Here is a 15,509-nt window from a genome sequence, read left to right as displayed (position 1 = left end):
CTGGTGCTGCTCGCGCTTCCGCCCCCGCCCGAACGGGCGCCGCCGCCTCCTCCGCCACCCTGCCCCCAAGCGGCGCCTGTCGAGCCGCAGGCCAACAGGGCGACCAGCATCATGGCAGAACTGATCTTGCGCATCGTTTTTCTCCATCGTCTTCCGGAACGGGTCGCACGTTCCTGTGGGCCAATGTCTCAGCTCCTGTGACGATCGTCGTGCGTGTGATGCTCATCGCGCTCACCACCGCCTCCTGAGACGTGCGACTTCCGGTCATTTGTGGGAGCCCCCGGCGTCGGGGCTTCATGTTCGCGCCCTCCCTTTTCAGGATGCTTGCGATCCTGCTGGGAGGACCCGGGTCCACCGAACCGTTCTGTTTCAGAGTTCTTGTGGGGCATCATCGATCCTGCTGGTAGCCTTGGTTTGTGGTGTTCTGCTTGATGTTGCCTTGACGTCCCTGGGTGTCGAAGTTCTCGCGGCTGGGGATTTTTTCGTTGGTCTCGGTCTTTGGATCTGAACCGGGTCCCTTGTCGCTGCGCTGCTCTGCCGGTACGGGGGGCATTTTTGACATTGCGTGCTCCATTTTTGGGTCTTCACGACCATCATGCAGACCAATGAGATACGGCTACGGTCGTTCCTCGCGCTTGTACTGACGTCTGTCCTTAGCAACGAACGATTCCGGCCCGGGTTGCCCAAGGTGATGATGACGGGAGCTGGTAGGTCGCACCTCCACGTTTTCACCTGCCGAGCTCGTGAACGATGGGCCGCAGTTCGCCGCTCTCATCCAGATCGAGCGTTGCCAGCGTAATCGGCAGCTTGAAGCGCCTCGGTCCGGCACTCCCCGGATTTAGAAATAGTATTCCGCCGATTGTGTCGATTTTCACCCGATGCGAGTGGCCGGAAACTACAATGTCGATTCCTCGTTGGGCGGGGTTTGCCTTCAGCTCCTTGAGATCGTGCAAGATGTAGAAGAAGCGCCCCGCAAGGCGCACTGTTTCGGTCTCGGGGTAGCATTTTGCCCACTCGCCCTTGTCGACATTGCCTTTGATGGCTGTAACAGGCGCAATCCGGCGAAGGTGTTCCACAACATCGGGAGCGCCGATATCGCCCGCATGGATAATGTGCGACACGCCCGTGAGGCAGCGCTCCACCTCCGGCCTCAGTAGTCCATGCGTGTCGGAGATCACTCCAAGCTTGAACGTCATGTCATGTCGCAACTTCAGTGCAGGACATCCAGTGGTACCCGGCCGATCTCGTCGCCGTCCCGATTGGTGACGAGGATCGAGAAGTGACGGCCCTCAAGCTCGGGACGCTCCTTCAGGAGCCGCTTGGCGATCTCCTCGGCGACATCGAGAGCCTGGATGTCATCCGGCAAGTCGGCGCCCTCTTCGTCAGCTACGGTTTTCGAATCCACCAGGTCAAAATGATAGTGCGGCACGTCGCCCCCTCGCATCTGTCGCAGAAACGCGCGATCCCAAACCTTCGTTCCGGCGCGGGCGCGTGGACTTCTGGCACGTTCAGGAACCTGCGGGTCACCGGGACATTGCTGCTGAGGACGTTCGGAACTGGATAGACCCATGCTCGACGAACTGCGCGTGTTAGTCCAGCCCGGAGCGGTCATCGCCGTCCTCGCCGTCTTGCTGCTCATGGCCGCGGGTGATGCGGTTATCTTCATCGCCGCCAGGGGATGGCCATTCTAAATTCGCGGTCTGACGAGCAACGTTGGACATATCTTCTTTCTTCTAAGCTCTCTTGCAAAGGCTGCGCGCGGCTCGCTCCAACAGCAGATAGGAACCTTTGTAGGATCGGCCAGTTCCCGCCTGTGAAGGGGAACCGCGAGCGTCTATGCCAGTCTGGGTGCGAATTGTCCTGGTGCTATGCACGACTTGGCCGCTTGTTGCGTGCGCCGGCCGGCAGTCGACGCTCGACCCGCAAGGGCTGCAATCCGAGCAGATCCTGCATACACTATTCATCTTTCTCGGGGTTGCTGCGATCGTCTGGATCGCAGTCGTAATCGTGCTCGCCCTCGGAATGTTGCGCCGGAAGCGCTTGGCCGATCAGCCGCTCGATCTCCATCAAGCCTTCGAAGAACGCACGGGCCGAGTCATCATTGGGCTGGGCGTTGCAACCACGGTGATCGTGCTCGGCCTCTCCTTCGTCAGCTATGCCGGGCAGCGCATCGTCTTCGCCAAGGGCGAGAACGCCCTCACGCTCAAGATCATCGGACACCAATGGTGGTGGGAGGTTCGCTATGAGGATGACAGTCCGCATCGGAGTTTCGTAACCGCGAACGAGATCCGGATCCCGACCGGCCAGCCGGTGAAGGTCGAGCTGGAATCTGCAGATGTGGTCCACAGCTTCTGGGTGCCGAGCCTGACCGGGAAGATGGACCTCATCACCGGGCAAAAGAACGAGTTGCAATTCACCGCGAAAAACGCCGGCGTCTATCGCGGACAATGCGCCGAGTTCTGCGGACTTCAGCACGCGCACATGGCCTTCGCGGTGATCGCGCTACCGCCGGACGAGTTCGGCCGATGGCGCGATCGTGAGAATCAGAGCGCGAACAGCCCCGCGGATCAGCTCGGCAAGCAGGGCGAGGCTCTCTTCCGGGCCCGCGGCTGTGCCTTGTGTCACAACATCAGCGGCACACTGGCCGGCGGGCAGCTCGGTCCGGATCTCACGCATATCGGCAGCCGCACGACCATCACGGCGGGAACGCTGCCGAATACCCCGGCGACGCTCGGCGCCTGGATCGCCGATCCTCAGCACGTCAAGCCGGGCAACCTCATGCCGAAGATGCCGCTGCAATCGGGCGAGCTCATCGCGATCCTTCATTATCTGGAGCAGCTCAAGTGAGCATGGCCGCTGAACCGAACGAGTTGCGGGACGACGTCCTGAATGGCCTTCAGCTTTCCACGCAACTGGAGAAAGTGTGGCGCACGCCGTCCGGACTGGTCGGCGCGCTCATGTCGGTCGACCACAAGGTCGTGGGACGTCGCTACATCGTGACTGCATTCGCATTCCTGCTTCTCGGCGGCATTCTTGCGATCCTGATGCGCGTTCAGCTTGCGGGGCCGGAGAAGACTTTTCTCTCGGCGGACAAGTACAATCAGATCTTCACGATGCACGGCTCGACGATGATGTTTCTGTTCGCCGTGCCGGTCATGGAGGCGTTCGCCGTCTATCTGGTGCCGCTGATGGTCGGTACGCGGAACATCGCCTTTCCGCGACTGAACGCCTTCAGCTATTGGATGTTTCTGTTCGGCGGTTGCTTTCTGTGGATCTCCTTCCTGTTCAACGCCGGCCCCGATGTCGGCTGGTTTTCGTACGTTCCCCTCTCCAGCCTGCAGTTCACACCGACCAAGCGGGCCGATGTCTGGGCGCAGATGATCACCTTTACCGAGGTCGCGGCGCTCGCGGTCGCCGTCGAGATCGTCGTGACTGTGTTCAAGCTCCGCGCGCCGGGCATGACCCTAGACCGCATTCCCCTGTTCGTCTGGGCCATGCTGGTCACAAGCTTTCTGGTGATGTTCGCGATGCCGTCGATCATGGTCGCGTCCACGTCATTGATCCTGGATCGCCTGGTCAACACCCGCTTCTATGATTCCTCCTCGGGTGGCCACCCCCTGCTCTGGCAGCACCTGTTCTGGTTTTTCGGCCACCCCGAAGTCTACATCATATTCATTCCGGGAACGGGGATGGTCTCGGCGATCCTCGCGACGTTCGTGCGTCGGCCGGTGATCGGCTATCCCATCGTCATTCTCTCCTTGATCGCGACCGGCTTCCTGTCGTTTGGCCTGTGGGTCCACCACATGTTCGTCACTGGCCTGCCCCAACTCGGCGCTGGCCTGTTCACGGCGTCCAGCATGCTGATCGCGGTGCCGAGCGGGCTGCAGATCTTCTGCTGGCTGGCGACGCTCTGGGATGGACGCCCGGTTTACCGGACGCCGCTATTGTTCGTGATCGGATTCATGGTGATCTTCGTGCTCGGCGGGCTATCCGGCGTGATGGTCGCTTCGGTCCCGATAGACACCCAGGTGCACGACACCTATTTCGTCGTAGCCCACTTCCACTATGTTCTGATCGGTGGCGCTGTGTTCCCGCTGGTCGGCGCCGTCTACTACTGGTTTCCCAAGATCGCCGGCCGCATGCTGAGCGAAAGACTCGGGCGCTGGAATTTCTGGCTGGCCTTCATCGGCTTCAACGTCGCGTTCTTTCCGATGCACATCCTCGGGCTGATCGGAATGCCGCGCCGGGTCTACACCTACACGGCCGACATGGACTGGGCGCATTTGAACCTCTTGTCCAGCGGCGGTGCCCTCATTTTCGCGATCAGCTTCGCGCTGCTTCTGGTCAATGTGATCTACAGCCTGCGCAAGGGTGAGCTCGCGGGCGACAACCCCTGGAATGCCTCGACGCTGGAATGGGCCACCTCCTCGCCGCCTCCGCCGCAGAATTTCGACCGCATTCCGGTGGTCAAGCACCGCGATCCGCTGTGGGCCGACAGCGAGAGCCTGCCCGTGGTCGCGGGTCTGAGTGCCGAGCGGCGCGAAATCCTGTTGACCTCGCTCGCAGAAGCGGAGCCGCAGATCCGCGAGGCTTCGCCCGAGCCGAGCATCTGGCCTCTGCTCGCCGCCGTCGCGACGACGGTGTTCTTCATCGGCTCGATCTTCACGCCCTGGGCGGTGCTCTGGGGCACGCCGCCGATGGCCGTCACCTTGATCGGCTGGTTCTGGCCGGCCGGCAGCAAGGAGGACGAGGAGTGAGACAGACCATCGTCCGCAATGTCGCTGAACTGCCGACTTACGGTTACGGCCCGCGCAGCGGACCGTGGTGGGGCGCCATGGGCTTTATGGCGCTCGAAGGCATGGGTTTTGCCATTGCCATCGGCGCCTATCTCTACCTCTACGCCGTCAACCCAACTTGGCCGATCGGCGCCTCGCCGCCCGATCTCTGGCCGGGCACGGCCGAGACCGTGATCTATCTGCTCAGCATCATACCCAATGAATATACCAGCCGTGTGGCGCATCGGCAGGATCTCGCAAAGGTCCGCATTTGCCTGATCGTGATGGCCGCGATCGGCATCGCGCTTCTGGTGCTGCGCGGCTTCGAATTCGCACATCTCAACACCCGTTGGGATAATTCCGCCTACGGCTCGATCGTGTGGCTCATTCTGGGACTGCACACGACCCACCTTGCCACCGATGTGGGCGACACGGTCGTGCTGGCGGTGCTGATGTTCACGCGCCATGCGAAACCGCGCCGCTTCAGCGACGTGACCGACAACGTGTTCTACTGGAACTTCGTCGTGCTCGCCTGGCTGCCGCTTTACGTCCTGCTCGATTGGGTACCGCGCCTATGACCGAAGCTGACGGACATTCCAGGTTGCTTTACTGGGCCGGCGTTGCGCTCGGGCCCATCGCGTGGGCCATCAGTTTGCAAGGCGTCTACGTGCTCGCGCATTTCTCCTGCGAAAAGACCAGGACGAGCGGCGCGATTGTGAGCGCGGTTCTCGCGATCGTCTCGCTTGCAGGCGCGCTGATTTCGGCCCGTGCGGTTCGGCGCAGCGCGGAGGCTGGATGGACGGATGCACGGGGTGGCGGGCCCAGAACGTTCATGGCCTGGCTCGGCGTCGGCTCCGGCGTGCTGTTCGCGCTGGTGATTGCGAACCAGCTCGCCGCGTCGCTCATGATCAGCCCATGCCTGCGCTGAGCTTTGCAGCACTGCTGCTTGCCCTGCTCGCGGGTCGGGCCGATGCGCACGGACTATCGGATGTCGATCCCGGCTCGCTGTGGAGCTACGACCCTTGGCTGATGGCCCCGCTCTACGCGGTGGGGATCGGCTTCTATGTTGGAACGCAGCGGCTCTGGCACCATGCGGGAGGTGGCCGCGGCGTCAGCTTCCGCCAGGTCGCGGCGTTCTGGACCGGATGGCTGGTCGCAGCTCTTGCCGTGACCTCCCCCCTGCACTGGCTCGGCGAGCGCCTGTTCACTGCGCATATGGTCGAGCACGAACTGCTCATAGTCGTCGCGGCACCGCTGATGGCGTTCGCCCGGATCAATGGCCCGCTGCTGTGGAGCCTGCCAGCCCGGCTTCGCCCGGCGGCGGGTCGCATGCTCAATCTGCCGGTGCTGGCGTGGCCGTGGCGTTTTGTGAGCCACCCCATGAGCGCGACCATTCTCCACGGCGCAGCGCTGTGGATCTGGCATGCACCACCCCTCTACGCCTGGGCACTGGAGAATTCCGCGGTCCATCGCCTCCAGCACATCAGCTTTTTTGCGACCGCGCTCTTGTTCTGGTGGGTGCTGCTGCACGGTCGGGGCAAGGGCCGCAGCATCCGAATTCGCGACGGAATCGCGGTCGCCTGCCTGTTCATCACCATCCTGCATTCCGGCGTGCTCGGGGCCTTGCTGACTGTGTCGACGCGGCTCTGGATCCCGGGCCAGGGCGCCCTCGCGGGCGAATTCGGCCTCTCGCCGCTGGAAGACCAACAGCTCGCCGGCATCCTCATGTGGGTGCCGATGGGCATACTCTACACAGGAGCGGCGTTGTTCTTTGCTCACCGGTGGCTGACTGCGAACGATGGCCACTCCCACCTCCCGCTCATTCAACATCCCGGCTGAGCGATGCTGCATAGGAACCGCAACTTCTCCTCGAACGTTCGCCTGCCGATTGCGACACTCCACGGAGGCCACATGGAAAAACGATCCGTCATGGCGGCAACGGCTATCTTTACCGCGGCATTCTTGTTGCCTGCAGTTTTGAACGCGCAGGACCAACCCCAGCCAGGCATGTCGTGTCCGGTCGACCATGACAAGCTCGCAGATATCCTCAAGAAGAGCGTCAAGCCGGGCGGCGGCCCGAGCAACGGAGGCCTCGACAACAACGAATGGGCAGCTGTCGTCAATCGACAGGGTGTTGTCTGCGCAGTCGCCTACAGCGGCCGCAAGGCCGATGATCAGTGGCTTGGCAGCCGGGCGATCGCAGCCGAAAAGGCCAATACTGCCAATGCGTTCAGCCTGAAGGACAAGGCGATGGCCACGGCCAATCTCTACGCGGGCGCGCAACCTGGCGGATTCCTGTTCGGCGCGGCTCTCAGCAACCCTCCATCCCCGGGGGTTCTGTACGCCGGCACTCCGGACGAATTCGGGACGGCCCACGATCCGATGGTCGGCAGGCCTGTCGGCGGCGTGATCGTCTTCGGAGGCGGGCTGGCACTCTACGACGGCAACGGCGTCGCCGGTGCGCTAGGCGTCAGCGGTGACAGCTCCTGCGCCGATCACAACGTCGCCTGGCGCGTGCGTCACCTGCTCGGACTTGACCGCGTGCCGGCCGGCGTCAGCCCGAACATGAAAGACGCGATCATCTATGACATCGGGCCTGACGGCAAAAGTCCGTCGGGATTTGGTCACCCCAAGTGCAACGGCAAGGAGGATCAGATCGCGGTAGATCTCGGCGCGGGCGTTTCGGGCAATGTGGTGAGATAGCGCTCCGTCAACGTCGGACTTTGGAACCAAGCGGAGGCGCAACGTTTGTACGTTCGCAAGCCGACCTGCAACGCGGCACGGTCCCATCACCGCCGTGGAGATCTTGACAAATGTTAGTGCGTGGCCTTACGCGGTCGCTGAGTGTCGTTTGCGCGTCCTGCGCATTGCTGTCGTCCGCCTCGGCACAAACCGATCTGGCCAGCCGCATGAAGGACCCGGGCCAATGGCCCATGGCGGCGCGCGACTACGCCAACACTCGCTACAGCGAACTCGACCAGATCAACGCCACCAATGCTTCGCGCCTCCAGCTTGCGTGGACGTTCTCGGTCGGCGCCGATCGAGGCCAGGAGGCGGCGCCGCTCGTGGTGGACGGCACCATGTATGTGGTCGGCCCCTATGCGGGCCCCTATCCCAACCGTGTGTTCGCACTCGATGCCACGACCGGTGAATTGAAATGGTCCTACGCACCGAAGCCGGAGCCCGCTGCCGCGGGCGTTGCCTGTTGCGATGTCGTCAATCGCGGACTCGCCTTCGACAATGGCAAGGTCTTCCTCAACACGCTCGATAACCACACCGTAGCCATCGATGCCAAGACCGGCAAAGAGCTTTGGCACACGAAGCTCGGCGAGATCAACAAGGGCGAAACGATCACGATGGCTCCCATCGTGGTGAAAGGAAAGATTCTCGTCGGCAACAGCGGCGGCGAACTGGGCGTGCGCGGCTGGGTGACCGCGCTCGACGAGAACACCGGAGCTATCGCTTGGCGTGCCTATTCGACCGGTCCTGACAAGGACGTGCTGATCGGCGACGACTTCAAGCCGTTCTACGATAATCTCAAAGGCCAGGATCTCGGCGTGAAGACCTGGCCCGCCGACCGCTGGCAGGTCGGCGGCGGCACGGTCTGGGGCTGGATCTCCTACGATCCCGATCTGAACCTGATCTACTACGGTACTGCCAATCCAAGTCCCTGGAACGCGAACCAGCGCAGCGGCGACAATCTCTGGAGCACCACAATCTTTGCCCGCGACCCCGACACTGGGCGCGCCAAATGGGCCTACCAGGTCAACCCGCACGATCTGTTCGACCACGACGAGATCAACGAGAACGTGCTCGTCGACCTCGAACTGAATGGCCAGCCGCGCAAGGTGCTGATCCATCCCGGCCGCAACGGCTACATGTACGTCATGGACCGCGCCACCGGCGAAGTGATCTCGGCGGACGCGTATGATTTCGTCAACACCTACAAGGGCGTCGATCTGAAGACCGGCAAGATCATCCCGAACGAGGAGAAGACGCCGCTTATCGGCAAGACGGTCGAGAACATCTGCCCGAGCGCGCCCGGCGCCAAGGATTGGCAGCCGACGGCGTGGTCACCGCGCACAAAACTCCTCTACGTGCCGCACCAGCACCTCTGTATGAGCTTCAAGGCTTCTCAAGTCGGCTACATCGCCGGCACGCCCTATGTCGGCGCCGACGTCGACATGTATGCCGGCCCCGGCGGGTATCGCGGCGAGTTCATGGCGTGGGATCTCGTCGCGCGCAAGAAGGTCTGGGAGATCCACGAAAAGCTGCCGGTCTGGAGCGGCGCGCTGGTGACAGCTGGGGATGTCGCGTTCTACGGCACCATGGATCGCTTGTTCAAAGTGGTGGATGCGAAGGATGGGCGCGTGCTCTGGCAATTCCGTGCCGGCTCCGGGTTCATCGGCCAGCCGATCTCCTATCGCGGGTCCGACGGACAGCAATACATCGCGATCCTTTCGGGCGTCGGCGGCTGGCCGGGGGTGGTGGCGAACGCCGAGGTCGATCCGCGGGTGCGCAACAGCGCCCTTGGCTTTACCGGTGCGACGCAGGATTTGCCGTTCTATACCGCCGGCGGGAGCGAGCTGCTGGTGTTCAAGCTCGGCGGCGCGAATGGTGAGGGCACCAGCCATGCGCCTGCGAAATAGTTATTCCGTCATCCCCCTCGTCATCCTGCTCGGGCTCTCAACCGCTGCGGCCGCAACGGCGGATGGTGAATTTCGCGTCTGTGCCGATCCGAACAATCTGCCATTCTCGAACAGCGCCGAGGCTGGATTTGAAAATAAGCTTGCAGCGATGGTGGCCGAAGACCTCGGCAAGCAGGTGCAATACACCTGGTGGGCGCAGCGCCGCGGCTTCATCCGCAACACACTGAAAGCCGGCAAATGCGACGTCGTCATGGGTGTGCCGTCCGGCTATGATCTCGCCGAGACGACCAAGCCCTATTATCGATCGAGTTACGTGTTCGTCACGCGGCAGGACCAGCACCTCGATCTTTCGTCGCTGCTCGACCCGCGCTTGCATCGCCTCGTGATCGGCGTGCATCTGATCGGCGACGACGGCAACAATCCACCGCCCGCGCAGGCGCTCGGCGAACAGGGCATTGTCGACAATGTCCGCGGCTACTCGATTTACGGCGACTATCGCCAGGCCGATCCGCCGGCGCGCCTGATCGAAGCGGTCGAAAGCGGCGGGATCGATGTCGCCGCCGTCTGGGGGCCGCTGGCCGGCTATTTCGCGCAGCGCTCAGCCGTGCCGCTGACTGTCACGCCGATCCAGGACTACGAGCGCTTTGCGCCCCAGCAGTTCCAGTTCGCCATCTCCATGGGCGTGCGCAAAGGCGACGACGCCCTGCGCGACCGGCTGAATGCGTTCATCGACGGCCATCGACCCGAGATCACCTCGCTGCTGCGAAGTTACGGGGTGCCGCTGGTTGACAGGCCGGTCACGGCGTCCGGAGGACATGAGTGATGTCTGCTCCAGCCCTGCGCGCGAGCGCCCTATCGTTGCTGCTGGCCGCCGTGCCGAACGGCGCCGGACTTGCCCAACAGACACTGCCGCAGTCGCAGGAGGCGCAGATGCCGACGCTGGCTTCACGCCCGAATTTCGGTGGCAGTGTCGGCAATGGCAGGCCAGGCGTATTCATGCAAGTCCCGGTCACCACCCTCTTCCCGGGCGCGCAACCCGATCCGCCGCAAATCAAGAACCCCGTGCAAGGCGATCCCAATGCGGAGCAGCGCGGCATGACCTACTACGTCAACTTCAACTGCGTCGGCTGCCACGCGCCCAATGGCGGCGGCGGCATGGGGCCGGCGCTGAGCAACAACACCTTTACCTACGGCTCGCAGCCCGAAAACATCTATCTCTCGATCTATCAGGGACGGCCGAACGGAATGCCGGCCTGGGGCAGCGTGCTGCCTGACAGCGTGATCTGGGACCTCGTCACCTATATCGGCAAGATCAGCAACGAGCCGAGCCATCAATGGGGCCGGACTTTCTCGGCGAACCCACTGTCGCCGGAAATGGAGCAAGTCCCGACCGAGCAGGTCTCGACGACAGATCCCTGGTCCGCCACCAAGACTTTCAATTTCGGCCAAAAGCCCTGACCGGTAAAGCGGAGCAGCCGATGGTGAGTTCGGGCACACAATTGTTAGCCGCCTCGCTGCTGGCCGTGGCAACCGCCGCCTGCGAAGGCAAGGCTGCGGGCCCGGACAATTTCACAGGCGATGCGCGCCGTGGCACTGACCTCGTCAAGCAATACAAATGCGGCGCCTGTCACGATATTCCCGGCATTGCCGGTGCGGACGGTAACGTCGGCCCGCCCTTGCATCGGAGCGGCACGCGGACCTACATCGCCGGCTACATCCAGAACTCGCCGGACAACATGGCTGACTGGATCGAGGATCCACAGAGGGCATTGCCGGGCAATGCCATGCCGAGGATGGGTATCCCGCAGAAGGACGCGCGGGACATCGCGGCCTTTCTCTATACGCTGAAGTGACCATCATGACTCCGACACATCGTTCGACGAACTGGTTCCGTGACGCGCCATTGCTGGCCATCACCAGTGTGGTCGTGGCTATCATGGGACTGGGCCTCCTCGCCGGCGGTGCCTGGCTGGCGGCCCTCGGTGGCTCCGTCTACTATCTGATCGCGGGCATCATGCTTCTGCTCACGAGCTGGCTGCTCGCGCGCCGCCGTGCCGAGGCGCTCTGGATTTATGCCGCGCTGCTGGCCGGAACGATGGCGTGGGCGATCTGGGAAGTCGGCCTCGATTTCTGGTCGTTGGCGCCGCGCGGCGACGTGCTCGCGCCGCTGGGCCTATGGCTGATGCTGCCCTTCATCGCGTCCCGTCTGGCGCCTCGCTTGCGCGGCGCGCGATGGGCGCTTGGCCTTGCGTTGGTCGCTGCGGCCGTCGTTGTCGGCATTTCCCTGACGAGCGATCGCCACGATCTTGCAGGCACCATACCAGAGAGCGACACAACGGGCGCCATTGCCTCGTCCGCGCCGGCACCGGCCGCTGCCGGCCAGGACTGGACGGCTTATGGCGGCAGCGCCTTCGGCACGCGCTTCTCGTCGCTGAGCCAGATCACCAAAGACAACGTCAAGGACCTCAAGCTCGCCTGGGAATTCCGCACCGGCGACCACAAGGGCCCGGACGATCCCGACGAGATCACCAACCAGTCGACCCCGCTCAAGATCGGTGATCTCATCTACACCTGTTCGCCGCACCAGATCGTGTTCGCGCTCGAAGCCGCGACCGGAAAACTGCGCTGGAAGTTCGACCCGCAGGTTCAGCACAACAAGGCTTTCCAGCACATGACCTGCCGCGGCGTGTCCTATCACGCCACCAAGCCCGGCGCGCTGACCGCCGACGGCACGCCGGCGCCGAGCAATTGTGCGGAGCGCATTTTCATACCGACGAACGACGGACGGATGTTCGCGCTGGATGCGCAGAGCGGCGTGCCTTGCGAGAGCTTCGGCAACAAAGGACAGATCGACCTCAAGCAAGGCAGCGAGATCCAGACGCTCGGCTTCTACGAGGGCACCTCGCCGCCCGTCGTCACGGACAAGGTGCTGATCGTCGGCGGAGCGGTGATCGACAACTATTCCGATCGCGTGCCGTCGGGCGTGATCCGTGGCTTCGACATCTACTCAGGGCGGTTGATCTGGGCGTTCGATGCCGGCAATCCCGACCCGAACGAGATGCCATCGGCCTCGCATCATTTTACAGCCGGCTCACCAAATTCGTGGAGCATTTCCGCGGTCGACGAAAATCTCGGACTCGTCTACGTGCCGCTCGGCTCGAGCTCTCCGGATATCTGGGGCGGCGGCCGTTCGCCCGAAAACGAGCGTTACGATTCGGCCTTGATTGCGCTCGATGTCATGACCGGCAAACTGCGTTGGTCGTTCCAGAACGTGCACCACGATCTCTGGGACATGGATATGCCCTCGCAGCCGAGTCTGGTCGATTTGCGCTCTAACGGCGGCGTGACGCCTGCGATCTACATCCCGGCGAAGACCGGCGACATCTTCGTGCTCGACCGCCGCGACGGGCGTCAGTTGGTGCCCGCGCCGGAAAAGCCGGTGCCGCAGGGCGCCGCGAATGGAGACCGGCTGTCGCCAACCCAGCCTTTTTCGGAGCTGAGCTTCCGCCCCTCCGGCATGCTGACCGACGCGCAGATGTGGGGCAGCACGATGTTCGACCAGCTCGCCTGCCGCATCAAGTTCAAGCGCCTGCGCTATGAGGGGCCGTTCACCCCGCCGTCGGAACAAGGGACGCTGGTGTTTCCCGGAGACTTCGGCATGTTCGAATGGGGCGGCATTGCCGTCGATCCGCAGCGCCAGATCGCCATCGCGAACCCTCAATCCATTCCCTTCATCTCGCGCCTGGTGCCGCGCGGAAAGGACAACCCGGCCGCGCCGAACGCTGCGCATCCGCCGGGCACCGAGCTCGGCGTGCAGCCGATGTACGGTGCCCCCTATGGCGTCGATCTCGGCATTTTCCTGTCGCCGCTCGGCATCCCCTGCCTTGCCCCGCCATGGGGCAAGATCGCAGCGATCGATCTCAAGACGCACAAGGTGGTCTGGCAGCACCGCATCGGCACGATCCGCGATCAGGCCCCGCTGCCCCTGCCGTTCAAGCTTGGCGTACCCATGCTGGGTGGTCCGCTCGTGACCGCGGGCGGCGTCGTCTTCATCACGGGAACGATGGATGACTACATCCGCGCGTTTGACGTTCGCGATGGCAGACAGCTTTGGCAGGACCGCCTTCCCGCCGGCGGCCAGTCGACGCCAATGACCTATGACGCCGGTGGCAAGCAATACGTCGTCACGGTCGATGGCGGCCACGGCTCGTTCGGCACGAAGCTCGGCGATTATGTGCGGGCCTATGCGCTGCCGGAACGATCGAAATAGCAGAAGGCAGCAGCGCGGCGCTCATCACGCTCGGCCACGCCTCGTTCTCGCGTGTGGTCTGGGCGCACGAGCAACCCTCGAGGCGGCGAAGGCCAGGCAAGCAGCGATCCCAAACACCGCGAAGCCCTTGCTGATCACCCCGGCGGGTGGAAGTTGCTTCCGTGATAGCCAACCGCCATCGATCGATGTGCCCTGGGGGCCAGCTTCGATCATGGTGCCCTCGCTGCTCTTTGTGGGGTGCGCGCGCGACAGCAGGAAGCGGAAGGCAGCTCCCAGGATATTCTCGGTGATCTGCGGAGCCATCGCGTAGGCAAATTGGCCGGCGCGAGCTGGCCAGCCCACGGCGACCTCGTCACGGGGCGTGCGGACAAGGCTCACAAATGTTTCCGCTACGTCCTCCGACTGATACAGCAGCGGACCGGGATCAAGCGTTCGGCCGGACATGTTGGCGCCGTGGACGAAGCCCGGCGTATCGACCATGGCCGGGAAGACGCCGCAGATATGAATCTTGCGGTGAGTACTGAGCTCCTGACGCAGGCTCGCGGTGAAGCCGCGCAGGCCGAACTTGCTCGCCGCATAGGCCGCAGCAAAAGGTGTCGGCGCCCAGCCGCCCAGCGAGATGTTATTGATCAGGATGCCGCGGTTCTGGCACAGGAAGATCGGGAGCACCGCGAAGGCGCCATGCATCGCGCCGAGGAGATTGACCTCGATCGTTCGGCGATGAAGCGCAATATCCGCATCCTGATAGGCCCCGAAAACGCCCGTGCCGGCGTTGTTGATCCAGACGTCGACGCCACCGAACGCGTCTTCGGCCTCTCTGGCCAATCGCTGCACCGCCTCGGCATCAGTGACATCGGTCGGGATCGCCAATGCGCGGCCTCCGAGCGCCTCGCATTCCGCCGCGAGGCTCGTCAGGACTTCGCCGCGGCGTGCCGCCAGGACCACGCTTGCGCCCCTGCCGGCGAAGGCCAGCGCCGTGGCACGCCCGATTCCGCTCGAGGCGCCGGTTATGACGACGCGCGTGCCGATCATTTGCTGCGGCTCAGATCCGGAGGCGCTCGCGGGAAGCAGCCAGCGCAGGGATCGCCGGAGGCGCTCGGTCCCTTCCGTTTCGAACCAGTCGCCATGCGCGAAGATCACCCGCTCCGGAGACAGCCGTACGAGCCGCTCGGCCGCGCCTCGCGCGGAACGGCCGCCGAGGCGCAGCAGAAGTCGTAGATAGACCGGCGCCATGCCATTCGGTTTGGAGACGCCGAGGAGGTTTGCCGCAGCCTCGTTTGGCGCGCTGAGATCATTGGAATCGAGGTTTTGCACGAGATCAGTCAGGATCAATGTACGGCTGCGCTTGTCGAACAGCTCGATCTCGGAAAACATCGGCGCATTTATAGAGACGGCTTCGATGTCGGCCTTCCATTCCTGAGGCGTCGTGTCTCCAAGCTCGCGATCGATGCGGATACGTGCTGCTCGAACTTGCCTGCGCGCCGAAAGGCCGCGCGCCGCGAACGTCGTCACCTGCGGCAGCTCCCTCTGCCAGTCGGACAGGAACATCCAGTGCGCGATATTCGGCGCCAGCAGGTACCTTATCGCGCCTAGACGCTCCAACTCACCGCGGAGAGCCGGCGAATATCTCACCGGCGAATGCAGCACGAGATCGCCGTTCGACAGGCGAATGACCGTCATGCGAACGGGGAGTTTCAGACCGGCGGCGCTGATCGGCGCGTCGTCCACGACCCAGATATGGTCCGTCACGCGTGACAGACAAGCGGTCGACAAGGCGGCGTCGGAACTTTGCATGAGTGTTTTCCATCACGAGGC

Annotated in this window: 16 protein-coding genes; 12 read left to right on the top strand and 4 right to left on the bottom strand. The window is 63.3% G+C overall.

The features are described from left to right. Positions 1-388 precede the first annotated feature (388 nt). From IVB27_RS10455 to IVB27_RS10445, 3 genes are all read right to left on the bottom strand, one after another. Entirely contained in the window at positions 389-562 is a 174-nt protein-coding gene (locus tag IVB27_RS10455; protein ID WP_247353275.1) for a hypothetical protein, read from the bottom strand. A 166-nt stretch (positions 563-728) separates the two neighbouring features. Continuing rightward, a complete protein-coding gene (locus tag IVB27_RS10450) occupies positions 729-1,196 on the bottom strand; it encodes a metallophosphoesterase family protein (protein WP_247443403.1) in 468 nt (155 codons plus the stop codon). A gap of 14 nt (positions 1,197-1,210) precedes the next feature. Beyond that, positions 1,211-1,429 (bottom strand): DUF6894 family protein, encoded by a 219-nt coding sequence (locus IVB27_RS10445; RefSeq protein WP_247443401.1) that lies wholly within the window; start codon positions 1,427-1,429, stop codon positions 1,211-1,213. Between the two features lie 139 nt (positions 1,430-1,568). Here IVB27_RS10445 and IVB27_RS10440 point away from each other — a divergent pair, with 139 nt between their 5' ends. From IVB27_RS10440 to IVB27_RS10385, 12 genes are all read left to right on the top strand, one after another. Then, positions 1,569-1,691: a DUF3556 domain-containing protein gene (locus IVB27_RS10440; RefSeq protein WP_247443400.1), complete on the top strand. Its 123-nt coding sequence runs from the start codon at positions 1,569-1,571 to the stop codon at positions 1,689-1,691. A gap of 145 nt (positions 1,692-1,836) precedes the next feature. Further along, positions 1,837-2,847: a cytochrome c oxidase subunit II gene (gene coxB, locus IVB27_RS10435; RefSeq protein ID WP_247443399.1), complete on the top strand. Its 1,011-nt coding sequence runs from the start codon at positions 1,837-1,839 to the stop codon at positions 2,845-2,847. A 2-nt stretch (positions 2,848-2,849) separates the two neighbouring features. Continuing rightward, on the top strand, positions 2,850-4,757 hold the full coding sequence (ctaD, locus tag IVB27_RS10430) for a cytochrome c oxidase subunit I (protein ID WP_247443412.1): 1,908 nt from the start codon (positions 2,850-2,852) through the stop codon (positions 4,755-4,757). Further along, positions 4,754-5,353 carry a cytochrome c oxidase subunit 3 gene (locus IVB27_RS10425; RefSeq protein ID WP_247443398.1) on the top strand — a complete coding sequence of 200 codons (600 nt, stop codon included), beginning with the start codon at positions 4,754-4,756 and terminating at the stop codon, positions 5,351-5,353. Before ctaD ends, IVB27_RS10425 begins: the two co-directional genes overlap by 4 nt. Then, positions 5,350-5,703: a hypothetical protein gene (locus IVB27_RS10420; RefSeq protein ID WP_247443396.1), complete on the top strand. Its 354-nt coding sequence runs from the start codon at positions 5,350-5,352 to the stop codon at positions 5,701-5,703. Before IVB27_RS10425 ends, IVB27_RS10420 begins: the two co-directional genes overlap by 4 nt. Next, positions 5,691-6,614, top strand: a complete 924-nt coding sequence (locus tag IVB27_RS10415) for a cytochrome c oxidase assembly protein (RefSeq protein WP_247443395.1) — start codon at positions 5,691-5,693, stop codon at positions 6,612-6,614. Before IVB27_RS10420 ends, IVB27_RS10415 begins: the two co-directional genes overlap by 13 nt. A gap of 72 nt (positions 6,615-6,686) precedes the next feature. After that, on the top strand, positions 6,687-7,478 hold the full coding sequence (locus IVB27_RS10410) for a heme-binding protein (RefSeq protein WP_247443393.1): 792 nt from the start codon (positions 6,687-6,689) through the stop codon (positions 7,476-7,478). A gap of 110 nt (positions 7,479-7,588) precedes the next feature. Beyond that, positions 7,589-9,424, top strand: coding sequence for a methanol/ethanol family PQQ-dependent dehydrogenase (locus IVB27_RS10405; RefSeq protein WP_256468298.1), 1,836 nt, complete (start codon positions 7,589-7,591; stop codon positions 9,422-9,424). Continuing rightward, complete coding sequence (locus IVB27_RS10400) at positions 9,408-10,247, top strand: substrate-binding domain-containing protein (RefSeq protein ID WP_247353259.1); 840 nt, start codon at positions 9,408-9,410, stop codon at positions 10,245-10,247. Before IVB27_RS10405 ends, IVB27_RS10400 begins: the two co-directional genes overlap by 17 nt. Continuing rightward, positions 10,247-10,882 (top strand): c-type cytochrome, encoded by a 636-nt coding sequence (locus tag IVB27_RS10395; protein WP_247353257.1) that lies wholly within the window; start codon positions 10,247-10,249, stop codon positions 10,880-10,882. The genes IVB27_RS10400 and IVB27_RS10395 overlap by 1 nt, the downstream gene beginning before the upstream one ends. A 20-nt stretch (positions 10,883-10,902) precedes the next feature. Next, positions 10,903-11,277 (top strand): c-type cytochrome, encoded by a 375-nt coding sequence (locus tag IVB27_RS10390; protein WP_247443390.1) that lies wholly within the window; start codon positions 10,903-10,905, stop codon positions 11,275-11,277. A 5-nt stretch (positions 11,278-11,282) separates the two neighbouring features. Next, positions 11,283-13,694 (top strand): glucose/quinate/shikimate family membrane-bound PQQ-dependent dehydrogenase, encoded by a 2,412-nt coding sequence (locus IVB27_RS10385; RefSeq protein WP_247443388.1) that lies wholly within the window; start codon positions 11,283-11,285, stop codon positions 13,692-13,694. Between the two features lie 24 nt (positions 13,695-13,718). On the opposite strand, the gene IVB27_RS10380 is transcribed toward IVB27_RS10385, so the two are convergent. Then, a complete protein-coding gene (locus tag IVB27_RS10380) occupies positions 13,719-15,488 on the bottom strand; it encodes an SDR family oxidoreductase (protein WP_247443386.1) in 1,770 nt (589 codons plus the stop codon). Positions 15,489-15,509 lie beyond the last annotated feature (21 nt).

Source organism: Bradyrhizobium sp. 197 (assembly GCF_023073375.1).
Taxonomy (GTDB): Bacteria; Pseudomonadota; Alphaproteobacteria; order Rhizobiales; family Xanthobacteraceae; genus Bradyrhizobium.
Note: the sequence above shows the minus strand (reverse complement) of the source record. Positions and strands in the feature narration are given on the sequence as shown.